This window comes from Gilliamella sp. B2889, assembly GCF_026536885.1.
In the GTDB taxonomy this organism is placed as follows: Bacteria; Pseudomonadota; Gammaproteobacteria; order Enterobacterales; family Orbaceae; genus Gilliamella; species Gilliamella apicola_E.
Window position 1 is genome coordinate 381,872 of sequence record NZ_JAFNNF010000003.1, and the last position, 21,829, is coordinate 403,700.

20 protein-coding genes and 1 pseudogene are annotated in these 21,829 nt (G+C 34.9%); 3 read left to right on the forward strand and 18 right to left on the reverse strand.

Annotated features, from left to right (window positions below; all coding sequences use genetic code 11):
• Positions 1-12 precede the first annotated feature (12 nt).
• The 4 genes from J3U09_RS06720 to J3U09_RS06735 form a co-directional block, all read right to left on the reverse strand.
• On the reverse strand, positions 13-705 hold the full coding sequence (locus J3U09_RS06720) for an L-ribulose-5-phosphate 4-epimerase (RefSeq protein ID WP_065562459.1): 693 nt from the start codon (positions 703-705) through the stop codon (positions 13-15).
• A 75-nt stretch (positions 706-780) separates the two neighbouring features.
• Positions 781-2,196 carry a sugar porter family MFS transporter gene (locus tag J3U09_RS06725; RefSeq protein ID WP_065734316.1) on the reverse strand — a complete coding sequence of 472 codons (1,416 nt, stop codon included), beginning with the start codon at positions 2,194-2,196 and terminating at the stop codon, positions 781-783.
• Positions 2,197-2,279: 83 nt separating this feature from the next.
• Complete coding sequence (gene araA / locus J3U09_RS06730; protein ID WP_065562177.1) at positions 2,280-3,788, reverse strand: L-arabinose isomerase; 1,509 nt, start codon at positions 3,786-3,788, stop codon at positions 2,280-2,282.
• Positions 3,789-3,829: 41 nt separating this feature from the next.
• Positions 3,830-5,491: a ribulokinase gene (locus J3U09_RS06735; RefSeq protein WP_267357590.1), complete on the reverse strand. Its 1,662-nt coding sequence runs from the start codon at positions 5,489-5,491 to the stop codon at positions 3,830-3,832.
• A gap of 203 nt (positions 5,492-5,694) precedes the next feature.
• Here J3U09_RS06735 and araC point away from each other — a divergent pair.
• The 3 genes and pseudogenes from araC to purD all read left to right on the forward strand — a co-directional run.
• Positions 5,695-6,540 (forward strand): annotated as a pseudogene (gene araC / locus J3U09_RS06740) (arabinose operon transcriptional regulator AraC); the annotation flags it as partial.
• 195 nt (positions 6,541-6,735) lie between these two features.
• On the forward strand, positions 6,736-8,328 hold the full coding sequence (gene purH, locus J3U09_RS06745; RefSeq protein WP_267357592.1) for a bifunctional phosphoribosylaminoimidazolecarboxamide formyltransferase/IMP cyclohydrolase: 1,593 nt from the start codon (positions 6,736-6,738) through the stop codon (positions 8,326-8,328).
• A gap of 26 nt (positions 8,329-8,354) precedes the next feature.
• Positions 8,355-9,644 carry a phosphoribosylamine--glycine ligase gene (gene purD, locus J3U09_RS06750; RefSeq protein ID WP_065562173.1) on the forward strand — a complete coding sequence of 430 codons (1,290 nt, stop codon included), beginning with the start codon at positions 8,355-8,357 and terminating at the stop codon, positions 9,642-9,644.
• A 170-nt stretch (positions 9,645-9,814) separates the two neighbouring features.
• Here purD and J3U09_RS06755 read toward each other — a convergent pair whose 3' ends face one another.
• From J3U09_RS06755 to J3U09_RS06820, 14 genes are read right to left on the reverse strand one after another with little or no spacing between them, the layout of a single operon-like run.
• Positions 9,815-11,041, reverse strand: a complete 1,227-nt coding sequence (locus J3U09_RS06755; protein ID WP_220225028.1) for a beta-ketoacyl-ACP synthase — start codon at positions 11,039-11,041, stop codon at positions 9,815-9,817.
• A complete protein-coding gene (locus J3U09_RS06760; protein WP_220225027.1) occupies positions 11,038-11,769 on the reverse strand; it encodes a 3-ketoacyl-ACP reductase FabG2 in 732 nt (243 codons plus the stop codon). Before J3U09_RS06760 ends, J3U09_RS06755 begins: the two co-directional genes overlap by 4 nt.
• A gap of 5 nt (positions 11,770-11,774) precedes the next feature.
• Entirely contained in the window at positions 11,775-12,248 is a 474-nt protein-coding gene (locus tag J3U09_RS06765; RefSeq protein WP_255561339.1) for a 3-hydroxy-fatty acyl-ACP dehydratase, read from the reverse strand.
• On the reverse strand, positions 12,248-13,429 hold the full coding sequence (locus J3U09_RS06770; RefSeq protein ID WP_267357595.1) for a beta-ketoacyl-[acyl-carrier-protein] synthase family protein: 1,182 nt from the start codon (positions 13,427-13,429) through the stop codon (positions 12,248-12,250). The genes J3U09_RS06765 and J3U09_RS06770 overlap by 1 nt, the downstream gene beginning before the upstream one ends.
• Positions 13,430-13,996, reverse strand: a complete 567-nt coding sequence (locus tag J3U09_RS06775) for a DUF3261 domain-containing protein (protein WP_220225025.1) — start codon at positions 13,994-13,996, stop codon at positions 13,430-13,432.
• The gene (locus J3U09_RS06780; protein ID WP_267357597.1) at positions 13,993-16,320 is read right to left on the reverse strand and encodes an MMPL family transporter; all 2,328 of its coding nucleotides are present in this window, start codon (positions 16,318-16,320) and stop codon (positions 13,993-13,995) included. The genes J3U09_RS06775 and J3U09_RS06780 overlap by 4 nt, the downstream gene beginning before the upstream one ends.
• Positions 16,298-16,903 (reverse strand): outer membrane lipoprotein carrier protein LolA, encoded by a 606-nt coding sequence (locus J3U09_RS06785; RefSeq protein WP_267357599.1) that lies wholly within the window; start codon positions 16,901-16,903, stop codon positions 16,298-16,300. The genes J3U09_RS06780 and J3U09_RS06785 overlap by 23 nt, the downstream gene beginning before the upstream one ends.
• Positions 16,900-17,322 carry an acyl-CoA thioesterase gene (locus J3U09_RS06790; RefSeq protein ID WP_267336788.1) on the reverse strand — a complete coding sequence of 141 codons (423 nt, stop codon included), beginning with the start codon at positions 17,320-17,322 and terminating at the stop codon, positions 16,900-16,902. The genes J3U09_RS06785 and J3U09_RS06790 overlap by 4 nt, the downstream gene beginning before the upstream one ends.
• Positions 17,315-19,048: a glycosyltransferase family 2 protein gene (locus J3U09_RS06795; RefSeq protein ID WP_267357601.1), complete on the reverse strand. Its 1,734-nt coding sequence runs from the start codon at positions 19,046-19,048 to the stop codon at positions 17,315-17,317. Before J3U09_RS06795 ends, J3U09_RS06790 begins: the two co-directional genes overlap by 8 nt.
• Positions 19,039-19,389, reverse strand: coding sequence for a hypothetical protein (locus tag J3U09_RS06800; RefSeq protein ID WP_065562163.1), 351 nt, complete (start codon positions 19,387-19,389; stop codon positions 19,039-19,041). Before J3U09_RS06800 ends, J3U09_RS06795 begins: the two co-directional genes overlap by 10 nt.
• Positions 19,386-20,762, reverse strand: a complete 1,377-nt coding sequence (locus J3U09_RS06805) for an AMP-binding protein (RefSeq protein WP_267357603.1) — start codon at positions 20,760-20,762, stop codon at positions 19,386-19,388. Before J3U09_RS06805 ends, J3U09_RS06800 begins: the two co-directional genes overlap by 4 nt.
• Positions 20,732-21,295, reverse strand: coding sequence for a hypothetical protein (locus tag J3U09_RS06810; protein WP_267330135.1), 564 nt, complete (start codon positions 21,293-21,295; stop codon positions 20,732-20,734). The genes J3U09_RS06805 and J3U09_RS06810 overlap by 31 nt, the downstream gene beginning before the upstream one ends.
• Before the next feature lie 4 nt (positions 21,296-21,299).
• Complete coding sequence (locus tag J3U09_RS06815) at positions 21,300-21,548, reverse strand: acyl carrier protein (RefSeq protein WP_065562160.1); 249 nt, start codon at positions 21,546-21,548, stop codon at positions 21,300-21,302.
• A 15-nt stretch (positions 21,549-21,563) separates the two neighbouring features.
• Positions 21,564-21,818 carry a phosphopantetheine-binding protein gene (locus J3U09_RS06820; RefSeq protein ID WP_267357605.1) on the reverse strand — a complete coding sequence of 85 codons (255 nt, stop codon included), beginning with the start codon at positions 21,816-21,818 and terminating at the stop codon, positions 21,564-21,566.
• Positions 21,819-21,829: the final 11 nt, after the last annotated feature.

The window sequence follows — 21,829 nt, forward strand, 5'->3', positions numbered from 1 at the left end:
ATCCAAAAATATCTAACCCTGCCCATAATAAGCATTTTGTCCATGCTTACGGAAATAGTGTTTATCCAATAATTCTTGTTGGATTTTTATGCCGACATTTAGATTGCGTGTAGCTAATGCCATAGCAGCGACTTCTTCTAAGACAACTGCATTATGAACAGCATCATCTGCATTTTTTCCCCAACTAAAAGGACCATGTCCGGATACCAATACACTAGGTATTGCCAATACATCAATGGATCGTTTAGTAAACTCTTCAATAATCACTTTACCTGTATTGAGTTCATAATTGTTAATTATTTCAGTTGGTGTTAACTGGCGAGTGCAAGGAATATCTCCATAAAAATAATCTGCATGAGTTGTACCTAAAGCTGGAATATCTAATCCTGCTTGAGACCAAATTGTTGCGTTTCTTGAATGAGTATGAATAACTCCACCAATTTGTTCAAAAGCCTTATAAAGCTCAATATGCGTTTGTGTGTCGCTTGAAGGATTAAGTTTACCTTCGACTTTTTTACCATCAAGATCGACAATAACAATATCATTCACTTGCAACTTATCATAAGCGACTCCTGACGGTTTGATAGCAATAACACCGTTACTTCTGTCAATTGCAGATACATTCCCCCAAGTAAATGTCACAAGCTGATAATAAGGTAATAATAAATTTGCTGCTAAAACATGTTCTTTTAATTCAGTAAACATATTAACATCCTGTTTGATAATAAATAAAACATCAGGAATAAACATAAAACAATATCAATTGTTCTAATATAAACCTCAATGATCATCTCCAATATGACGAAGTTTTTTACCTAACATCAGATTTTTTTCGATACGTTCCAATGAAATATTTTTGGTTTCAGGTACAAAGAAAATTACAATGAAGATAAATAAAACATTCATGCCGGTATATAACCAAAATGTTTGAGCAACACCTATATGATTTAATAATGTAAGGAATGTTGCACCAATTATCATATTTGAAATCCAATTGGTCGCAGTTGAACAAGTCACACCAAAATCACGGCTTTTTAAAGGTTGAATTTCAGAACATAAAATCCACACCACTGGTGCTGCACTCATTGCATAACCACCAATACACATAATTGCCATTCCAACTGCTGCATAGGATGTAAATGATGATGGATTACCATTTTCGATAAGTTGCAAACAAATACCTAGTACTAATGTACCTAAAGCCATAATACCAAAACCAACTTTTAGAATTGGTTTTCGTCCTAACTTATCAACAGTAAAAATTGCAATAAATGTAGCTAACACAAAAGTAAGACCAACAATAATTGTAGCAATCATTTGTTGCTGGGTACTTTCAAATCCTGCAAGGCTAAAGATTTTTGGTGCATAGTACATAATAATATTCATACCGGTAAATTGTTGCATCGCTTGTAATGCCATACCAAGATAAACTGTTCTGCGTACATTTTTGTTTGCTTTAAACAGTGTCCAGCCTTCCTGTTTTTCTTGTAAACTATCCTTGATATCATTAAATTCTTGTTGAATTTTTACAGGATCGCTACGAATTGATTTTAAAACTTTCTCAGTTTCATTTAATCGTCCTTTTGATGCCAACCACCTAGGACTATTAGGCAGGAAAATCACTACTATAAACAATATGATTGCAGGTATAGAAATGATACCAAGCATCATTCGCCAATCACCTGTATAGCTAAAATAGGTATCTGATAAAAATGCAACCAAAATACCAATTGTGACTAACAGCTGGTAAGCAGCAATCATCTTACCGCGAATGTTTTCTGGCGCCATTTCAGAAAGATAAAGTGGCGCTGTATAAGATGCAATACCAACAGCAAACCCCAAAATAACTCGCCAGACTAAAAGAACTTCTACATTAGGTGCTAAAGCCGATCCAAAGCAACTTATAATAAAAAATAAGGCGCCCGCTAATAAGCTATATTTTCTACCTAAATAAAAAGATAACCAACCATTGGATAGAGCCCCCAAAGCAGCTCCTAACATCATTGAACTCACTACCCATTCTTGTAGCTGAGTAGTTAGTTCAAACTGAATAGTAATAAACGGTAAAGCTCCCGCAATTACACCTATATCTAGACCGAATAGTAGACCGGCCATTGCAGCTGAAAAGCCGATTAGAAAGGTCATTTTTTTTGCAGAATTTATTTCCATTTTATTCGTTGTTAAAGACGTATTCATATCCACCTCTTTATTCCCTTTATTCTGTAATTTTGATAATAATTGGAAATAATATTTCCAATTATTGAACTAAAATAAATTTATCAAGCATAAGGATTACAATACGCAATCTCATTCCAACGCAATTCATTCCTGAAATCATTAATTTGGGTACTTTCATCAATAACTAACAACTCAATGTTATGCAGTTGTGCATAAAGTCTGAAATAATCCATAGAAAGTGCTTGGGTATAAACAGAATGATGTGCAGCACCAGCAAGAATCCAGGCTTCAGCTGATACTTTTAACGATGGTTTTGGTTTCCAAACTGCACATGCTACAGGTAGTTTTGGTAGTGCATAAGGCTGTTTGATTGTCTCGAGTTCATTCGCAACTAGTCTAAAGCGGTTACCAATATCAATTAAACTGGCATTGATTGCTAAACCAGGTTTTGCAGGGAAAATAAGTCGAGCAGGATCGGCTTTACCACCAATGCCCAAATGTTGAATATCAAGTAAAGGTTTGATGTCATCGTCTATAATAGATGGGCAAACTTCTAACATATGTGAGCCGACAACTAATTCATTACCTTCAGTAAAATCATAGGTATAATCTTCCATGAAAGCGGTGCCACCTGAAAGCCCTTTGGCCATTAATTTCATGGTGCTTAGTAATGCTGCGGTTTTCCAATCACCTTCACCAGCAAAGCCATAACCTTTAGCCATTAATCGTTGGACAGCAAGTCCTGGTAATTGTGCCATACCGTATAGATCTTCAAATGTTGTGGTAAATCCGCCATAATTACCTTGTTTAAGGAATTGCTCAATACCTAATTCGATTCTCGCTGCGTCAATTAAGTTTTGTCTTTTCTCTCCACCAATTTGGGCGACGGGAGCAAGTTTATAAAGTGTTTCATATTCATCAATTAGCTGATTGACATCACCTTCAGCAATTGAGTTAATGACTGAAACCAAATCACCACCTGCATGAGTGTTGACTGAATAACCAAATTTAATTTGTGCAGAAACTTTATTCCCTTCTGTTACAGCAACTTCGCGCATGTTGTCACCAAATCTAACGATTTTCATGGTTTTTTCTGCATTAATTGCCACACAAACTCGCATCCATTTCCCAATTTGCTCATGAACATCTTTATCTTTCCAGTAACCAGTTACCAGAGAATGAGGTTGGCGCATACGAGAACCGATAAAACCAAATTCACGTCCTCCATGTGCAGTTTGGTTAAGATTCATAAAATCCATATCCATTGAATCCCACGGAACGACTTTATTAAATTGAGTATGAAGTTGTAGAAGAGGTTTTTGTAGATGAGTTAATCCATTAATCCACATCTTAGCTGGTGAAAATGTATGTAACCATGTAATTAATCCAACACATTTTGAAGAATAATTTACTTCCTGACAAAGGTCATATATATCTTCAGGTTTTGTTGCGAGTGGTTTAAGAACAATTTTAACGGGTAGATTTGCTTCATGATTAAAATAATCTGTTACCTCTTGAATATTTCTTTTAATTTGTTCAAGTGCTTCTGGCCCATAAAGGTGTTGACTACCTGCAACAAACCAAATTTCAGCTTCTGAATAAACAAACATAATGGACTCCTTTATAATTTATTCATATTTTGTAAATTAAATTAAGCGTTATAGTTGGGTTCACTAGAGGCTGACCAAACTAAATACTTTTTATATAATTCTTCATATATAGGGACCCTGTTATCATCAGGGATAAAGGTGGTTTCAAGCTTACTAGACATACTACTTTGAGCGGTGGAAATATCGGCATAAACATCTGCTGCAACAGCTGCAAAGATTGCTGCACCTAATGCACAACATTGTTCTGAACTCACAACGGTCAGCGGTTTATTCATTACATCTGCACAAGCTTGCATAATAACTGGGGATTTTTTAGCTATTCCTCCTAAAGCGACAATTTCATTAACGGGCACATCTTGATTAATAAAGCATTCCATAATTGCTCTAGCGCCAAAGGCTGTTGATAAAACCAAGCTTCCAAATAATGTTGCAGCATCAGTTGAAATCGTTAAATTGGTTATAACACCTTTGATTCGTTGATTGGCATAAGGGGTTCGTCTACCATTAAACCAATCAAGCGTTATAGGAATTGTGTCTAGATTTGGATTTTCTGCCCAAGCTTGAGCAATATCATTTAATAATTTATGCTTTAACTCCTTCACTATTGGTTGAGATTCTGGTGAGATTGAAACTAACTTTTCAAGAGGCCAACACAAGAGTTTTTTATACCATGCATAGATGTCTCCAAAAGCTGATTGCCCAGCTTCAAGACCTATATAGTTTGGTATCACACTACCATCCACCTGACCACAAATGCCTTTAATTGAACGATTATTTATAACGTTTTGTTCTGCCAATAAAATATCGCAGGTAGAGGTGCCAATTACTTTAACTAATGTATAAGGTTTTGCACCTGCACCAACGGCACCCATGTGACAATCAAATGCACCACCAGAAATTACGGTCGATGTTGGTAATCCCAATTTTTCTGCCCACTCTTGGGTAATAGTGCCCACTTTATGATTTGCGGTATAAGTCTTTTCAAATAAAGGATAAGGTAAGTTATTAACTAAACTTGGGTCGAGTTTTTCAAAAAACTCATAAGGGGGTAAACCATTCCATTCTTCGCTCCAAAAACATTTGTGACCGGCAGCGCATCGACCACGCTTTATTGCATTTGGCGCTGTCGTTCCAGAAAGTAAAGCGGGTACCCAATCACAGAGTTCAATCCAAGAAGCCGAAGCATTTTTTACAGCACTGTCTTGACGAAAAATATGCATAATCTTCGCCCAAAACCATTCTGAAGAATAAACTCCACCACAATATTCCAAATATTTAGAGTATGGTTCAGTTTTGCACACTCTATTAATTTCTTCAGCTTCGTGTACCGAGGTATGATCTTTCCATAAAATAAACATTGCATTAGGATTGTTCATAAATTCTGGTTTTAAAGCTAACACATCGCCATTTTCATCAATAGGTGCTGGGGTAGAACCTGTTGAGTCCACACCAATAGCAACTATATTTTGTGCATCAGATTTAAGTTGATTGACAACAGATTGTATTGATTGAGTCATTGACTCAATGTAATCAAGGGGATGATGCCTGAACTGATTTTTTTGTGGATCACAAAACTGGCCCTTAGACCAGCGTGGGTAATAAACTACTGCTGTAGCTAACTCTTTCCCATTTTGACAGTCGACCGCTAAAGCTCTGACAGAATCACTACCAAAATCCAATCCAATGGTTATTTTTTTATTCATCCGCTAACACCTCAAAGACTAATTAAATGGAGTTTTTTGGAAGAATAAATAATTTCCGATAAAACAAGTAGGTATGTTGTTGCTATAAATATAGACGATTCTGCACACCTAATTTGTTTTGTGATGTAGATCTCACAATTATCACTATTCAAAAAAAAATTTTATGTAAAAATAAAATAGTTTCAAAAAATTGGTGATGACAAATGAGCAATAAACAACAAAATAACCCTTTGTTACCTGGTTATTCATTTAATGTCCATCTTGTATCTGGTTTAACACCGATCGAAAAAGAAGGAAAATTTGATTTTTTCATTGATCGTCCTAATGGATTAAATGGTTACATTATTAACCTCACTTATGCAGGCCAAGGTACTATTTATCGTGATGATGAATCATTTAATTGTTATCCCGGTGACTTTGTTCTTTTTCCTCCCAAAGAACCCCATTTATACGGACGTAAAGAAGATGAGAATAATTGGTTTCATTTTTGGGTATATTTCAGACCAAAATCAACATGGAAATATTTATTAAGTTGGGAAAACCGATTAAAAGAAACGGGATTTTATCGCCCTAATACCCAAGTAAAAGATGAACTAGAACAGCTATTTATAAAAATTGTCGAGGTAGGGCAATCAAATACGATATATTCTGAAAATTTAGCTATGAGCATGTTAGAGCAATTCTTGATACGTTGCGCACAAGAGACTTCTTGCACTAATCCTCCTAAAATAGATACCCGAGTACTACAAGTTTGCAACTATTTAATTGATACTCTGGATGAAAATAATTTTACGCTTGATATCGTATCGCAGAAAGTGTGTTTGTCGACATCGCGAATTGCTCATATATTTAAAGACCAGATTGGTATGTCTATTGGAGAATGGCGACAAGAGCAACGGGTAAATCGTGCAAAACTGTTATTGCAAACCACTAATATGAGTATCGCAGAAATTAGCCGTTCAATCGGATTTGATGATCAACTTTATTTTTCGCGAATCTTCAAAAAAAGAATTGGTCTATGTCCTCAAAAATATCGCAATAGCACTCGAGAACAAAATGAAAGAAAAATCCAAAGTGTCAACTCGCTTTACTTTTATGATAAGCAAAATGACCATATCATTGAATAAATACAAATTATTAGGTAATTATTTTTTCAGAAAGTTAATACTAAACATCGCTCCTCGTTTTATATATAATAGCCGCTCACAGACTTGGATTTAGAATATCAATTTCGGAGCTTTTTCATGCAGCAGTTTCGTCCTATCCGTCGTGCTTTACTCAGTGTTTCTGATAAAACAGGAATCATTGAATTTGCTAAAGCTTTATCTGAACGTAATATTGAACTCCTTTCTACTGGTGGCACCGCCAAACTTTTAATCGACAACCACATTCCTGTTACCGAAGTATCGAATTATACGGGATTCCCTGAAATGATGGATGGTCGAGTCAAAACGTTACATCCTAAAATACATGGTGGCATTTTAGGGCGTCGAGGGATTGATGACGAAGTGATGCAACAACATCAGATCGCAACGATTGATATGGTGGTTGTCAACTTATATCCTTTCGCGAAAACGGTAGCTGACCCAAATTCTAGTTTAGAAGATGCGATAGAAAATATTGATATTGGCGGACCAACAATGGTGCGATCTGCAGCTAAAAATAATAAAGATGTCGCCATTGTTGTTGATTGTCAGGACTATAGCACAATCATTGATATGTTAGATAAACAGCAAAATTGCCTCTCTTTCAAGTATCGATTTAGCTTAGCAATAAAAGCATTTGAACATACAGCTCAATATGACGGTATGATCGCTAACTATTTTGGTAAACTTGTACCTCCATATTATGGTGATACAGAAAAGCCTGCTGGTGAATTCCCTCGCACTTTAAATCTACAATTTGTTAAAAAACAAGATATGCGATATGGCGAAAACTCACATCAACATGCAGCTTTTTATGTGGAAGAACATCTTGAGCCAGGTTCTATTGCTACAGCCAAACAAATACAAGGTAAAGAGCTATCTTATAACAATATTGCCGATACCGATGCTGCATTAGAATGTGTAAAATCATTTGATGAACCAGCTTGTGTAATAGTTAAACACGCTAACCCATGTGGTGTTGCGGTGAGTGATAACATCTTAAATGCCTATCTTAATGCTTTTAAAACCGACCCAACTTCTGCCTTTGGGGGAATTATTGCTTTTAATCGTCCATTAGATGCTAAAACAGCCCAAACTATTGTTGATAAACAATTTGTTGAAGTAATTATTGCACCATCGGTTGATCAAAACGCTTTGGCCATTACACAAACGAAAAAAAATGTTCGAGTATTAGAATGTGGCGAATGGCCAGCGAGCACAAAAGCCAGTTTAGATTTAAAACGAGTTAATGGCGGATTGCTTGTACAAGATCGTGATTTAGGTATGGTAACCAAAGACCAATTAACGGTAGTTACCAAACGACAACCGACTGAAAAAGAGTTATCTGATGCACTATTTTGTTGGAAAGTGGCAAAATTTGTGAAATCTAATGCTATTGTTTACGCTAAAGATAAGATGACTATTGGCATTGGTGCAGGGCAAATGAGTCGTGTTTATTCGGCCAAAATTGCTGGAATAAAAGCACAAGATGAGAATCTAGAAGTTGCTGGTTCAGTTGTAGCTTCTGATGCATTCTTCCCGTTTAGAGATGGTGTTGATGCCGCGGCTGCGGTTGGTGTCACCTGTGTTATTCAGCCGGGTGGTTCAATCCGTGATGATGAAGTAATACAAGCCGCTAATGAGCATAACATTGCCATGATCTTCACCAATATGCGTCATTTTAGGCATTAATTATAAAAGTATTGAAAGGACCTTGTATGAAAGTATTAGTAATTGGTAATGGTGGGCGCGAACATGCTTTAGCTTGGAAAGCAGCACAATCGCCATTAGTTTCTAAAGTGTTTGTTGCACCAGGTAATGCAGGTACCGCACTTGAGCCAAATTTAGAAAATATCAACATCAAAGCAACAGATATTGCTGGTCTACTCAACTTTGCTCAAGAGCAACAAATAGACTTAACTATTGTTGGACCAGAAGCGCCATTAGTGATTGGTATTGTCGATAGTTTTCAAAAAGCTGGATTAACTATCTTTGGCCCATCAAAAGCGGCTGCTCAGCTAGAAGGATCAAAAGCTTTCACTAAAGATTTTTTAGCTCGACATAACATCCCAACTGCTGAATACCAAAACTTCACAGAAATTGAGCCAGCCATTGCTTATATTCGTCAAAAAGGCGCACCAATTGTGATAAAAGCTGATGGTTTAGCGGCAGGAAAGGGCGTGATTGTTGCCATGACACAAAAGGAAGCCGAAGAGGCAGTACACGATATGTTAGCGGGAAATGCCTTTGGTGATGCCGGTCATCGAGTCGTAATTGAAGAGTTCCTTGATGGCGAAGAAGCCAGTTTTATCGTAATGGTCGATGGTAAACATGTCGAACCAATGGCAACCAGCCAAGATCATAAACGTGTTGGTGATGGTGATACTGGTTTGAATACTGGTGGAATGGGCGCTTACTCTCCAGCGCCAGTAGTAACCGATGACGTCTTCAATAAAGTTATGGAAGAAATCATTTACCCAACCGTCAATGGCATGGCAAAAGAAGGCAATGTATATGTTGGTTTTCTTTATGCCGGATTAATGATTGATAAACAAGGAAATCCTAAAGTAATCGAATTCAATTGTCGATTTGGCGATCCTGAAACTCAACCAATCATGATGCGAATGCAATCTGACCTAGTTGAGCTCTGCTTGGCTGCCACAAAGGGCGAACTAAATACTGTAAAATCAAAATGGGATATAAGGCCTGCTTTAGGTGTAGTTCTTGCTGCTGGCGGATATCCAGGCGATTACAACACCAAAGATGTTATATTAGGTCTACCTACTGAAACAGATACTAATTGCAAAATCTTCCATGCCGGCACCTGTTTAGAAAACGGTCAAGTCTATACCAATGGTGGGAGAGTTCTATGTGTTACAGCTTTAGGCGATAGTGTTTCAGACGCTCAAAAACGTGCGTATGAACAAATTAAAAGTATCTATTGGCATGGTTGTTACTATCGTCATGATATTGGCTATCGAGCTATTGAACGCGAAAAAAATAAATAAATTTCAAATAAATAGCGCTATATAGCGCTATTTTTTTATCTACCATTAAGCCAAAAAAAGTTGAGGAGAGGGGTTTTTTAGCCCTAAAAGTTTTTTGTGGTTTGAAAAAAAACTCAAAAACCCCTCTCCTCAACTTTTTTTGCCTTGTTTTAATGACAAGAAATTTCAAATTATATTCTTTTAATCACAATTGAGGTGTTAATTCCGCCAAAAGCAAAGTTATTAGTTTGAAAATATTCAATATCTAAATTTCGTCCTGAACCAACGATATAATCCAAATCACCACATTGAGGATCGACATTATTTAAGTTGATAGTTGGATTAAACCAGCCAGTATGCATCATTTCTAATGTTAACCATGCCTCTATCGCGCCACATGCACCAAGAGTATGACCAAAATAGCTTTTTAAAGATGATATTGGGGTTTTATTACCGTAGATATTGGCAACAGCATTACTTTCAGCAATATCTCCACGAGCAGTTGCGGTACCGTGAGCACTGATGTAACCAATTTGGCTTGGATCTAAACCTGCATCTTTGAGTGATTGTTCAATGCAATATTGGATTGTTTCTTGCCTTGGTTGGGTAATATGACTCGCATCACAGTTAGTTTTAAAGCCTATAATCTCTCCATAAATTTTTGCTCCTCGAGCCATGGCGTGTTCATATTCCTCTAAAATTAATGCACCGGCTCCTTCACCAATAACTAACCCATCGCGATCCCGATCGTATGGTCTTGGTGATAACTTTGGTGTGTCATTAAGTTGGCTCGTGGCAAATAAGGTATCGAAAACAGCTGCTTCCGAAGGGCATAACTCTTCGGCTCCACCTGCTACCATGATTTTTTGCATACCGTATTTTATAGCTTCATATGCATAACCTATAGCTTGACTTCCAGATGTACAAGCACTTGATGTGGTAATTAATCGACCTTTTAAACCAAAAAATAAACCTGTATTAACTGCAGTTGTATGTGGCATCATTTGAATATAGGTCGTTGCGGTGATGTTGTTAGTATGCTTTTCATTTAACATGGTTGCAAATGATGCAACGGGTTGAGTACTACCTGTTGATGACCCAAACGCAATACCTGTATCACCATTAGTTAGCTCAGGCTCATCTAGTAATCCTGCTTTTTCTAATGCGATTTCAGTTGCTTTGGTTGAGAGTAATGATACTCTGCCCATTGAACGAATTTTTTTCCGTGTATAGTGGTCTGGTAAAACAAAATCATCAATTGGGGCACCAAGTTTGGTATGCAATCCATCGTAAATTTCCCATTCTGGCATATATCGAACAGCATTTTGAAGTTGTTTTAGTTTGAGCTCAACATCATCCCATTCATTACCAAATGCGGTGACGCCACCTGCGCCAGTTATGACTACTCGTTTTGTCATACCATTCCTCCATTAATAGAAATGACTTGTCTTGTTATATATCCCGCATTATCTGACATTAAATAACTTGCAAGTCCTGCGACTTCGTCAACGTGCCCCATTCGTTTAAGAGGGATCATGTTCATTGCTTCTTTTAAAGCGATTGGTTCCATATCTAAAATACCCGTGTCTATTAGACCCGGGGCAATGCAATTGACGGTAATTTTTCGTTTAGCTAATTCAAGTGCCAACGCTTTGGTTGCACCAATTACGCCTGCTTTGGCCGCGCTGTAATTGACTTGACCACGATTTCCAACGATGCCAGAAACTGATGATATAACTATAATTCTTCCACCATTACGTAGTCCAATCATGGGCATAATACAAGGATGTAATACATTGTAAAAACTATCAAGATCGGTATGAATTACAGCTTTCCAATCATCTTGTGTTAAAGCAGGGAAAGCACCATCACGGATAATACCTGCATTATTAACAACACCGTAATAAGCTCCATATTGTTCAGTATCTGCTTCTATCATTTGCTGACATTGCTCAGTGTTACTTACATCAAATTGAATTAGTCTAGCTTTTTGGGTGGTTTGTTCGATAATTTTTTGAGTTTCAATCGCCCCTTTTTTGTCACTATGATAATGTATGACGATATCAAAACCGTCGGACGCTAGTTTACAGGCAATTGCTTTACCAATTCCTTTGCTTGCTCCAGTTACAAGTACTGTTCGACTCATAATTGTTATCCTTTTAATCGCTGGGAACCAAAAAGTTGGTCTAATTCACTAGGATCAGGTTCATAAACATTTAATTTACCTGATGCAACACATTGTTGATTTATACTGATATCACAATCAAAGTTAGCTAGTTTAGAATCAAAAAGAACTAAATTGGCGGTTATAATTAATTCACTATTAAGCTCAAATGAAGGTAAATTGGTTTTTATTGCTCGCCCTCCAAGTAACATGCCTAATTGTGGTGAGTGATTTTTTTTGGAATCATGATATCCATTCCAAACACCAATAGTTTGTGCCATTAATTCGATAGCATAAAAATTGGGTAGCTGATAATTATCAGTTAAAAATGGAGAAAGTATGCCATTTTTGGTAACTTGAACACTGCAAATGCATTGTTTTTCATCGACTAAATGAACTTTCTCAATCATGATCATGGGAGTTCTGTGTGGCAAATAGTAACTTGCTGATTGATATTGCATTATACTTTTCCAATAATAAGAGATGCATTATTGCCACCAAAAGCAAAAGAGTTTGACATAATGATTGGTGTTTGTAGCATCATTTTTTCTGTAACAATATTAATTTTATCTAGTTTTTTATCATAAGGTGATACTGAAAAATCTTGCTGGGGTAAATTAATATTTTGTTTAAGTAATAAGTAACTAATTGCCAATTCAGTAATAGCTGCGCTACCTAATGTATGTCCTGTTAAATGTTTTGTTGAACTACAATAAGGTAAGTTTTGCTCAAATAATCGATAAACAGCTCTACTTTCAGCTTGGTCGTTAAGCACCGTTGCCGTGCCATGTAAATTAAGATAGCCAATCTGATTTGGTTTTAAGTTTGCATTTTCTAATGCCATTTCCATCGCAACTTGTGCTCCTATTCCTTCTGGATGAGGGGAGGAGATATGATAAGCATCGGATGATTCACCTACACCTAATAATGCAATATCACTTGATTCTTCTTTAGTTATTAACATCAATCCACTGGCTTCACCAATATTTATGCCGTTACGGTCTTGTGCAAATGGCATACAGGGATTATTCGATAGTGCTTCAAGCGCATTAAAACCATTTATCGGCATTCTGCTTAAACTGTCAGCACCACCGACAATGGCAGCATCAACCAATCCTGATTCAATCAATCGTTGGCCACTTATTACGGCTTTTGCACTAGATGTACAAGCCGTGGAAATGGTATAGCTAGGACCTTGTAAATTGAGTAATTTTGTTAAAAAACACGATGGATTACCAAGTTCTTGTTGGTGATAATAGAAATGGGGTTGACAATGATGTGTCTTTAAATAGTGCTCAATGTTAACGTCGCCTTCGTGTATTCCAGAAGTACTAGTACCCATTATAACCGCAATTCTTTTTGGTCCATATTTTTCGATAACTTGTTGTATCTGCTGTTTAATTTGTAAATATGCAGCATAAAGTAATTGATTATTTCTTGTCGCATATTGCGTCAAATTGTGAGGAATGGAGGGAAGCTCCCCCGTTACTTTACCTAACCAAGTATTTTGGCCATTTAATAACCAACCCTTTTCTTGAGTCAAGTAGTGCTTTGCACAATAATTTTGGGATAAATTATCGATTATCTGTTGTTTGTCATGTCCTAATGTGTTTATCGCGCCAAGCGCAGCAACATAAATCATCTATTCCATACTCTTAATTGTAATTTGATAACCAAATATAGCATGTTGAATTTTAATTGGTTTTCTAATGTCTGTTGAAGATTTTTGGTTATAAGTTATCTTAATGATTGTTTGTTTTTTATCATTGACAAGGGTCCTAAATAAGTCGTTATCAATGAGTTGCCAATTCGCCGGTAATACGTTTTGCCATGAAATTGTTGGTAATATGCTTAGCATTATGTCTGATAATACTTGCTCAGGAGGGGGAAGTTGCTTAACAAATATATGTTGTTTTGCTTTAACTTTACTACCGTCGTATTCAATTTCAAACAAACGAATACCTATAGTGGATAACCCAATTACTTTCAATTGGTTATCTTTGATATCAACGATTACTATTACCGAGTTTTCTTGATTGTTATATTTAAAGGTTAATAGTTGTTGATCGTGATAGTCTTGAGTTAGATTTATCTTAGGCAAGTTAACTTTGGTTTCTTTGGTTAACCAAGCTTCTGATTTAGGTTGGGACGAGCAGGCTGAAATCAACATACTTAATAATAAAAAAGTTAAATATAAATATTTCTTCATCCTTTTGTCCCTAATATTTCTTGTCTATTATTGATGACTAGTGGTGCAAATAAAAATGCTGTAAAAATACCGCCAGTTAATACTAATCCAAATCCTTTTATGGCAACGGTATGGCTTATTATTAATAACCCAAAAGATAATATAGTAGTCAATGCCGCCATGCTTACTGCTAATAATGCACTTTGGTTTTGGCTTTTATTGTTGCTCAAAAATAGACTATAGTCGATACCAATACCAATAACAAGAATTAGTGCTAACATTGAGAATAAATTAAGAGTTTGATTGGTTATGCCATTAATAGCTAATGCTATACCTGTTGATAATAATGTAGGTAATGTGCTTTTTAATGCAGCTTTTAAACCATATTTGCGATGATAGAAGATAAAGCAAGAGCAAATAAGAATCACTGCACCAGCAATCAGCTGGGATAATTGTATTCGGTAATGGGCAAACATAGTGTTAAATTCTTCACGGCGATCAAGCCAATAGATTCCTTTATCTACTTCCGATAATTTTTTTATTTCAATGATATTTTTAATTCCATTTATTGGAATTAAAGTCGCGCTTTTTCCCGTTGGTAAGGTTAACCAAAGTAGTTTTCGACCTTGGCTAAGTTCACTTTGTTGCCATAGTTCTGGTGTAATAATTGGTTGTTCAAAAGTAGGTAAGTTAGCCTTAATTCCCATTTGTGTTAAAGAGGATATAATTTCAGGACTATATTGTTTAACAAATTCGATATTTTCTTGCTGTTTTTGGAATGAAGGTAAGTTTATGCTCTGATATTGTTCAAAATAACCTTCTGATTTTGCAAGTTCAAGTTTAGGTAAAAATTGTTCAAGTCGTTGTAAGGTTTGTTCAGCTGTATCACCAAAAACAACAAACCATTTTTGATCTGTTGTTTGATGGGTAATACTGATAATTTTTTGTTCTTGTAGTTGTAATTGTTCTGGCAATGCTTGTAGTTTGGCAATATCGTCATCAACTTTTAAATTAATAAACCCATAGCCGATAAATAATAGAGCGATTGATACCATTATCAATTGCATCTGTTTATTTTTCCATAAATTTAGCCAGCTACTTAGTAACTTATAACCAACATCTTCACGTACTGGTAATTTGTTAACGAGCAGAGGATACCAGCATATTACAGTTAAAAAAGCACCGAGTAGACCAAAAACTGCAAATATTGATAATTGCTTTAAGCCCGGGAACGGCGCAATTAATAAGATTAGATAAGCAATAAAACTTGTGCATAACGCTAACGTCAAAGTTGAAATGAGTTTTTTTAAACTTGCATAAGGTGATTCTTGATTACCATGTAGCAGTCGTTCAGTTAAGTAGTGCAGTGAATAGTCGACAGTTATTCCTATTACACTAGTACTCATAACAATTGTCATTATGTGAATTTCACCAAATAGGCTTAAAACAGCCACTAAACCACAAATAATTCCAACAAAAATTGATAGTATCGATAAAATAATTGGTCTTATCGATCGAAATACACTAATTATCAATATGATAATGCCTATAATTGATAAGCTACCGATGGTTGTTATATCATCTATAGCTTCACTGCTTGCGTAATCACTATAAAAAAGCACGCCTCGTTTTAAAATTTCAACATTTGGCCACTTTTCATGTAATTGTTTGGTAAGTTCATTTAATTGTGTGGTAATTTGGTGAGATTGGCTCATGTTAAATGATGAATTATTTAACTCAGCAAAAATCATGTACCATTGATTGCCTTGGTCATCTTGTCCTGATAACCAATTATTTTGAATGGTCAACCCACCTGAGTTAGCCAGTTGATTTAATTGAGATGAACGAGTTAATAATAATGGATCATTTTCCAATTCAGTTGCACTTATTCCGCTAAAAGGAGAATATAGCTGGCTTTTTATCCAATTCAGCTGAGTGCCATTTTTTAATCTTTCACTAGTTTTTGAGTCCAGTAGCTGATAACGATATTGAAAAGCAAATTTTCCCCAATTTTTTTGAAATGTTTCATCAAAATAACCGTTTACTTGGCTAATAAAAGATTGTTTTTTTAGGGTTTGATACCACCAATTAACTGGTTCTAATTCGCCATTAGTGGGCTTAATCAACCAGACAAGTTGCCTATCTAATCGATTTTGAAAACCATCAATAAGTTCAGTAGGAACATTGTTGGTTTGCTCTTTAGGTAATAGAGATAAAACACTACTGTTGATTTTACTATTAGCTAAAAGGTAATAAGCAGCAAGAATCAGACAAGCGACCATCATCAACCATAAGATTGCTCTTCTTTTTAATGTTAATTGATTATCTGAATAGCAATTGTTCATCTTGATTTAATTTTGTCGTTTTATGATTTTTGAATGTAAGCTCTGTTTTGTCATTTTGCATATCATTAATAGTGACTTTTTCTAAATAGGATTTTCCACTAAGAATAATTTGTTTAAAAATTTTATTTAGCGGTGCTAATTTAGGTTTTAGCGTTAATGTCCAAATATTATTTTGTTCGGTGACTGTTATATCAAAATTATTTTCAAGCATCTCTTTATCTGCAGTGAAAATTGCCGTTAATAAATGATTGAACTGAAATAGCTGAGGTTGTTTTTCTGCAGTTATTGTTTCTGGAGTTTGGTCTTCTATGCGTTGTTCCATTCGCTGTTGATTCATTTTCAATGTCATAGCAAATGGTGTATTTTGTTGCCACCATAGACCTAATTCCTTAGATATTATCATCTTTCCCGTTGAATGGATGGGTGAGGTTAAACCATTAATATAGCGATCTTGGGTAAAATCAGCTCGAACAACTTGGTTTTTGCTAAATAGCAGTTGTATATCACTTAGCGTGATTGCACTCGTTATTGTTGAGAAAGTTAATAATAGTGTTGTTGCGAAAGCAACTAGGCATTTGTTCATTTAATTAATCCAAAGCAATTCAAAAATATATCAGGTGTAACAAAACACATTTCCTGAGTATCTGTAGAGACCGCAACTTGAGTTGTGTAGCCAGAAGTTGTTTTTTTACCAGTTTTTTTATCTTTTATTAGGTAGCTAATTTTTATGCGATGCTCATATTCTTCTAGTTTGGCAAAGATTTCTAAAGTTTGTTCTGCAAGGGCGGGTGCTGTATATTTTATTCTTGCATCGACAATAGGCCAAATATAACCCGAATCAACCATTTCTTTATAACCATAATTAAATTTTCGAAATAATGCTTCGCGAGCTTTTTCAAAAAATTTAAGATAATTACCATGCCAAACCACGCCCATGGCGTCTGTGTCATGGAAAGATGGTTTATAGTCGATGGTGATATGACAGTGATTAAAATTATTCATTTTTATTATTCGTTATTTCAGGTGGATTAAATTGCCAAAAATCGAAAAAATTGAACCAATCAAGTGGTGATTGTAAACAATAATATTCTAATCGATTGGCATAATACTCAATGGTTTGTTCTAGTTCCGCTTGTCTATTTTTTCTAGATAACTTTAGCTCATCAGTAAAATGTTCTAGATATATTTGGAATCGACCATTGGGTTTTAATCCCCAACAAAAGTAAACGGGGAACTTTAATGCAGAAGATAGTATAAATGGCCCTTTAGGAAAAGGTGCAGGTTTACCAAGGAAATTGGCCCAAACAATAGCATTTTCTGGCACTCTTTGGTAAGGATTAATTGATGTTCTGTCAGCAATGATAGCTACCCATTCACCAGCTTCAAGCTTTTGTTGCAGTATTATGGCAGTATCCGCTCCTAATGTAGCAACTTCTATTAGATTGATTATTGAATTTTGATTAACCTGTTTTAATACTTTGTTAAATCGTACAGCATTACCTTTATGCACTAAAGCATTTATTGTCACATTATGGGATAATTCTGCTAGTGCTCGACACATTTCAATATCACCTAAATGTGAACAAATTAAGATAATCCCCTTTTTTTCAGAAATTAGTCTTAAATATTCGCCTTTGTTTGGTGAATAGATATCATCAAGCTTAATATCGCCTTGCCAACTGGCTAGTTTATCTAACAGTGACTCACCAAATTGTTGAAAGTGTCGGAAAGAGGTTAATTTTTTCTTTTCAATCAATGGCACGTTAGGATATTGTTTAAGGATTTTTTCTAAATATGCTTTGGATGCTTGTCGTTGTTTTTTCCCTGTTAACCAGAAATAACTGATAACTGGGAACATGAACATTTGAGCAACACGTCTTCCTAGAAGGCGATAAAGCATTAAAATTAACTTGATCCCCATTAAACCTTTGCGTTCGTCAGTTTGAGACCAGTGACTATCTTTATTTTTCTTACGTCGGTTTTGTTTTATTAATGCTGGAATTCGTGGCAACATGCCCAAAAATAGTCGAGTATGCATCCAAGTAATTAATAGGTTATCTTTGAATGCGTTAAAGTGAGAAACACCATCAGCGGGATAAGTGACATGTGTTGGTACAAAAATAGAATCAGTACCTTGCCAATATAGTCGAACCATTATGTCGGTGTCAAAATCCATTTTTTTACCAATTTGTTGTTGACTGATGAGGTGACAAGTCTGTTTTAATGGATAGACACGAAGCCCACACATGCTGTCCTTAATATTAAAACTTAAGGTTTCAATCCATACCCAAAAATGGGTAATATATCGCGCAATAAGTCGGTGTTTAGGAACTGAATCATCATAGATAGGACAACCAGATATTAAAGTGTTGGGATTTAATTGTGATTGTTCAATAAGCTGTTTGACAATTTGGCTATCATGTTGGCCATCAGCATCTATCTGAATGGCATAAGCAAAACCATGATCTAATGCGTGACTAAAACCACACATTACTGCCGCACCTTTACCTTCATTTTTAGTTAAACGCACTAAATTGACCCATGCATATTGTTTTGCTATTTCTGTCAGTTTTTGTGCATGTTCATACGAGCTACCATCATCAATTAGAAAACAAGTCAATTGATAATGTTCAATATTTTGTAAAACACGCGGTAAAGCATCACTATGATTGTAACAAGGTATAATAAAGCAATAGTTTTTTGATAGCGAAGGCTCAATTACTGACATAGTGTAAGCTTTCCTGTACTTGCTATGTTGCCATGCTGTGTAATAAAACTATAAGTGAATTTTAGCTTATTTTCATTCCAGAGTAGCGTTAGTTTTAGGCGATCATTAGGTAATATTGGCGATTGAAATTTTACCACCTCGATGGACGATATTGATAAGTTTGGATTAATTAATTTTTGGGCATAACCAATTACCCAATTAACCTGAGTCACACCTGGTAACACTGGTTGTGTAGGAAAATGTCCTTTAAACCAAAAAAGATCTGGCGGTATTGTGATTTCAATATTAGCTTCTGTTTCAGTTTTACTAATGCTTATTTCGTTGGGAAACTCTTTTTTCATATCTTATTTGGAGTATCGAATAATGCTTTTAAGTCAGTATATGTGCATTTTCCTTGCAAATTTTCAGGAAAACTTTCAATAAAACGCCATTTCTTAGGTATTTCAACTAATGATAATGTATCTTTAAGTAAATGTCGAAAATATTGTGTAAGTTTGAAATAATTAAAGTTATCTATTTCCTTACTATGAGATGGTTTTATTTTAATGATGGCGGCCAATATTGTTCTATTGTTTTTTTCTAAGGGAATAACAATTGCTTTTTCAACGGCTGTAATTTTATTGATCTGGTTCTCTATATAGGTTAAAGATAGGCGTTGTTCTGCAATTTTGACTATTTTATCCATCCGGCCTTTTAAATAAAATTTAATGTCATCTATTTTTTGTAATTTATCATTTAGTAATTCAGCTTGTGGTAATAAAGGTGATATTAATAATGGTTGTTGATTGGGGGTATATTTTAATTGTAATGGATAAAAGAGTTCCCAAGGTGTATTAAGCGATTTTTGTTGTCTTTTGGCTATAATACCTGTCTCACTTGAACCATAAATTTCATAAGGTAACACTTTGAAATTCTGTAAACAAAATTGGGCATTTTCAAAACTAAGCTCACCACCAGATGAAAATACACAAGTACAGTTAATAGTAGATAAATTATGATCTAAATTTTTGATAATTGATGGCGTTGTGATGTAAGTGATTTTTTTAGATTGGTAAGTTGCTAATTGTTCCTGATAGAGTATTGTTTCACAAACGAAAGGTATATTGCAGATTAAAGAAAGCATTATCTTAAAGGTTAATCCGTACATATGCTCATGTGACACAGAAGCAATAAGCAAGTCACAAGGTGAAATTTTTAAATTATCTATTAATATATTAATTTCTTGCTCAAGTTGAGAAATAGATTTTTTAATTGGTTTTGGCAAACCTGTTGAGCCAGAGGTGAATAATGTAAATGATGTTTGTCTAAAATTCGGATTATTTTTTTTTGATTTAACTGATTGATGTTGATTAATATTGCTGATGTTTATAATTGGCAAATTAGTTGGCAAATTAATATTTGTAAGATGTGTATCGGTTAATACAGCTTGATAATGGTGTAATAATTCGACATGCCTAGGATTTAGTAAAAGTGGATGCTTTCCTGAATATAAGAGAGCGAGAAATCCTGCAACAAAATTAAAACTATCATCCATGAATAAAACCCAATTTTCTTCAGTATGATTGTCTAATTCATTAACAATTATGCTAATTTGTTGTTTTAGCTCTCCAACAGTTAAAGCTAGTTGCTTTCTGAATGCAATTATTTCATTATCTGGTCGTAATAATTGCTCGGATAATAAAACTAATGTTTTGCTTTTTGGCGAACAATCCATTCTCCCCCCATTAATAATCCGATAAGAATATAACTTATTAATCCGTTATACATTGTCCACCAATAAATATCATTAATAAGACAAGTTATTAGTGCGATTAAACCATTTAGTATGAAAAATAGACACCAACATATAGTTACTTTTCTTGTATAGTTAATTGCACTTGCTGGTAAATTATCATGTTTTAATCTGGCGAATCTTTCGATAATATTTTGTGGCTGATACAATGAATATCCAAAAAATATTAAGAATAGAAGATTTGTTGCTACGGGGTAATAGAGCAAAAATTGAAATTTGTTAAATATCCAGCTGGTTAATGCTAAAAGCAAACCAAAGCAAGTTGTTACTTTTGCTAACCAACCAATATTTGAAAATAAATTAGGTAAGGCGATTAGCCTTAACACTAATAATGCAGCAATGCATAAAACAGCGATATTAATAATTTGATATTTTAAAGATAAGTAAATAACTATCGGATAGCAAAACAGGATTATTCCTGTCATTGCTTTTATTATTAACTTAAATTTATTCATTATGCTATTTAGCATTTAGCAAATTGTACACTGCATCAACCACGTCTTGAACAGTTCTTACTGCTTTAAACGTTTCAGGATCAACTTTTTTGCCTATCTTTTTTTGTAAATGTACAACTAAATCTACTGCATCAATACTATCTAAGTCTAATTCTTCAAAAAGTTTAGATTCTGGCTTAATCTCATCGGCAGATAATTCAAAAAGCTGAACTAGTGCTGATTGTACTTGTTGAAAAATTTGTTGCTTATCCATTAAAAATCTTCCTTATTACTGTTGAGAATTAATAAAATCAGCTAGCGTTTTAACTGAGTAAAATGCTTTTTTGGTTTCTTCACTTTCTGACGATAAAACAATACCATATTGATTTTTGATAGCAAGACCTAGTTCTAATGCATCTATTGAGTCTAAACCTAAACCATCACCAAATAATGGAGCTTGGGTATCGATATCTTCAGATGTGATATCTTCTAAATTAAGCACTTCGATTATTAATGATTTTATATCATGATATAATTTTTCCATTTAATTTCCCT

Excerpts from the sequence above, each read along its gene's own strand:
- J3U09_RS06720 (WP_065562459.1), bottom strand. The coding sequence starts at position 705 with ATGTTTACTGAATTAAAAGAACATGTTTTAGCAGCAAATTTATTATTA.
- J3U09_RS06725 (WP_065734316.1), bottom strand. The coding sequence starts at position 2,196 with ATGAATACGTCTTTAACAACGAATAAAATGGAAATAAATTCTGCAAAA.
- araA (WP_065562177.1), bottom strand. The coding sequence starts at position 3,788 with ATGTTTGTTTATTCAGAAGCTGAAATTTGGTTTGTTGCAGGTAGTCAA.
- J3U09_RS06735 (WP_267357590.1), bottom strand. The coding sequence starts at position 5,491 with ATGAATAAAAAAATAACCATTGGATTGGATTTTGGTAGTGATTCTGTC.
- purH (WP_267357592.1), top strand. The coding sequence starts at position 6,736 with ATGCAGCAGTTTCGTCCTATCCGTCGTGCTTTACTCAGTGTTTCTGAT.
- purD (WP_065562173.1), top strand. The coding sequence starts at position 8,355 with ATGAAAGTATTAGTAATTGGTAATGGTGGGCGCGAACATGCTTTAGCT.
- J3U09_RS06755 (WP_220225028.1), bottom strand. The coding sequence starts at position 11,041 with ATGACAAAACGAGTAGTCATAACTGGCGCAGGTGGCGTCACCGCATTT.
- J3U09_RS06760 (WP_220225027.1), bottom strand. The coding sequence starts at position 11,769 with ATGAGTCGAACAGTACTTGTAACTGGAGCAAGCAAAGGAATTGGTAAA.
- J3U09_RS06765 (WP_255561339.1), bottom strand. The coding sequence starts at position 12,248 with ATGCAATATCAATCAGCAAGTTACTATTTGCCACACAGAACTCCCATG.
- J3U09_RS06770 (WP_267357595.1), bottom strand. The coding sequence starts at position 13,429 with ATGATTTATGTTGCTGCGCTTGGCGCGATAAACACATTAGGACATGAC.
- J3U09_RS06775 (WP_220225025.1), bottom strand. The coding sequence starts at position 13,996 with ATGAAGAAATATTTATATTTAACTTTTTTATTATTAAGTATGTTGATT.
- J3U09_RS06780 (WP_267357597.1), bottom strand. The coding sequence starts at position 16,320 with ATGAACAATTGCTATTCAGATAATCAATTAACATTAAAAAGAAGAGCA.
- J3U09_RS06785 (WP_267357599.1), bottom strand. The coding sequence starts at position 16,903 with ATGAACAAATGCCTAGTTGCTTTCGCAACAACACTATTATTAACTTTC.
- J3U09_RS06790 (WP_267336788.1), bottom strand. The coding sequence starts at position 17,322 with ATGAATAATTTTAATCACTGTCATATCACCATCGACTATAAACCATCT.
- J3U09_RS06795 (WP_267357601.1), bottom strand. The coding sequence starts at position 19,048 with ATGTCAGTAATTGAGCCTTCGCTATCAAAAAACTATTGCTTTATTATA.
- J3U09_RS06800 (WP_065562163.1), bottom strand. The coding sequence starts at position 19,389 with ATGAAAAAAGAGTTTCCCAACGAAATAAGCATTAGTAAAACTGAAACA.
- J3U09_RS06805 (WP_267357603.1), bottom strand. The coding sequence starts at position 20,762 with ATGGATTGTTCGCCAAAAAGCAAAACATTAGTTTTATTATCCGAGCAA.
- J3U09_RS06810 (WP_267330135.1), bottom strand. The coding sequence starts at position 21,295 with ATGAATAAATTTAAGTTAATAATAAAAGCAATGACAGGAATAATCCTG.
- J3U09_RS06815 (WP_065562160.1), bottom strand. The coding sequence starts at position 21,548 with ATGGATAAGCAACAAATTTTTCAACAAGTACAATCAGCACTAGTTCAG.
- J3U09_RS06820 (WP_267357605.1), bottom strand. The coding sequence starts at position 21,818 with ATGGAAAAATTATATCATGATATAAAATCATTAATAATCGAAGTGCTT.